Here is a 1,733-nt window from a genome sequence, read left to right on the forward strand (position 1 = left end):
CTTCGGGTTCTGAAGCCGGGCGGTCGCCTGATCTCCATTTCCGGGCCACCGGACCCGCAGTTTGCGACAACGCTGGGGCTGAATTTCGTGTTCAAGCTTCTCTTCACCCTGCTCAGCAGAGGAGTACGTAAGGAAGCGAAAAAACGCGGACTTCGATACGACTTCCTGTTCATGCGTGCCGATGGGCAGCAATTGGGCGAGATCACCACTCTTATCGAGGTTGGCGTCATCAAGCCGGTGGTCGACAAGGTTTTTCCGTTTGAGAAAGCCGCTGAAGCGCTGGCCTATGTCGAGACGGGTCGTGCCAAGGGCAAAGTCGTCATCGAGGTGCAATAAGAACCCATGAGCCCTAACCCAGAGCCGGTATTCGGCATTGCAACGCTAGACCAGATTGCCGGGATGACCGGCAAGCAGCATCTGCAAGCAATCATCGATGGGGCTTTGCCAGCCCCGCCGATTGCCAGAACCATGTCGTTCAGGATGGTGGAAGTCGGCGATGGGGAGGTTTTATTCGAGGCCACTCCCGGCCCCGACCTGCTCAATCCGCTTGGCGGCGTGCATGGTGGCTGGGCGCTGACGCTGATTGATACCGTGACGGGATGCGCTGCGCATTCAACCCTGCCGGCGGGCGTGGGTTTTGCCAGCATCGAAACCAAGGCCAATTTCTCGCGTCCGATCAAGGCCGATACCGGGCTGGTTCGGGCCGAGGGTCGCGTCATCAGCAAAGGTCGCACGATCATTTCGGCGGAGGGCAAAATCATCGACGCTGATGGGCGAGTGCTTGCGCACGGAACATCGACGGTGATGGTTCTGGCGCGATAACCGGTCCGATTGTTGGAGCAATATCCCTCGGGTAGACCCTTGACATTAAATATGACGATCATCATCTATGTTTTCAGATTGTGATCATCATGATTACCATCCATACAAAAATGAAAGAAGCGACACATGTTTTCCAAATCCAAAGTTCTCATCACCGGTGCATCAACAGGGATCGGTGCGACCTATGCTCAACGGTTTGCCGAGCGCGGCCACGATCTGGTGCTCGTCGCACGCTCGGTCGACAAGCTTGAGGCCAATGCCGCTGAACTGAGGCAGAAAACTGGTGTGTCCGTTGATATCCTGCCCGCCGATCTGACGACCGAAGCAGGCTTACATGCCGTGGAAGCGAGATTGCGCGACGACGCTTCGATTGGCATTCTCGTCAACAATGCGGGTAGCAACGTTGGTGGCACTTTCGTCACGCAGAGCATCGATGACCTGACAAATCTGGTGACACTCAACGCAACCAGCGTTCTGCGTCTCTCGCACGCCGTTGCACCCCGGTTTGCCGAAAAGGGTGAAGGGTCGATCATCAACATCAGTTCCGCACTGGCTTTTGCCCCTGAATGGCAGACCTCGGTCTATACCGCCACGAAATCGTTCGTTCTGTTGCTCTCGCAGTCCTTGCAGGCGGAACTTGGTCCGAAGGGCGTTTATGTTCAGGCCGTTCTTCCTGCGGCGACCCGCACCGAAATCTGGAACTTCGTTGATGAAGACAAGCGTCCGCCATTGATGGAAGTGTCTGAGCTGGTTGATGCAGCATTGGTCGGATTTGACCGCCGCGAAGCCGTGACCATACCGCATCTGCATGACGAGCTGCGTTGGCAGACGCTGGAAACTGTGCGCCAGGCGCTTTTGCAGGACACCGGACATACCACTGCCGCAAGCCGTTATCTCGAAGCAAAGTAACA

The 1,733-nt window shown here is 56.4% G+C and carries 3 protein-coding genes; all 3 read left to right on the forward strand.

All coding sequences use genetic code 11. The annotated features are described in order from the left end of the window. A partial coding sequence (locus BJF95_RS00040) for a zinc-binding dehydrogenase (protein WP_139317333.1) occupies positions 1 to 336 on the forward strand: 336 nt, incomplete at its 5' end. A 6-nt stretch (positions 337 to 342) separates the two neighbouring features. Further along, positions 343 to 822 carry a PaaI family thioesterase gene (locus tag BJF95_RS00045; protein WP_075637410.1) on the forward strand — a complete coding sequence of 160 codons (480 nt, stop codon included), beginning with the start codon at positions 343 to 345 and terminating at the stop codon, positions 820 to 822. 126 nt (positions 823 to 948) lie between these two features. Next, positions 949 to 1,731, forward strand: coding sequence for an SDR family NAD(P)-dependent oxidoreductase (locus tag BJF95_RS00050; RefSeq protein WP_075637411.1), 783 nt, complete (start codon positions 949 to 951; stop codon positions 1,729 to 1,731). Positions 1,732 to 1,733: the final 2 nt, after the last annotated feature.

This window comes from Rhizobium oryziradicis (assembly GCF_001939045.1).
GTDB lineage: Bacteria > Pseudomonadota > Alphaproteobacteria > Rhizobiales > Rhizobiaceae > Allorhizobium > Allorhizobium oryziradicis.

Bases quoted from the DNA above. Each gene is read 5' to 3' on its own strand.
- BJF95_RS00045 (WP_075637410.1), top strand. From the start codon at position 343: ATGAGCCCTAACCCAGAGCCGGTATTCGGCATTGCAACGCTAGACCAG.
- BJF95_RS00050 (WP_075637411.1), top strand. From the start codon at position 949: ATGTTTTCCAAATCCAAAGTTCTCATCACCGGTGCATCAACAGGGATC.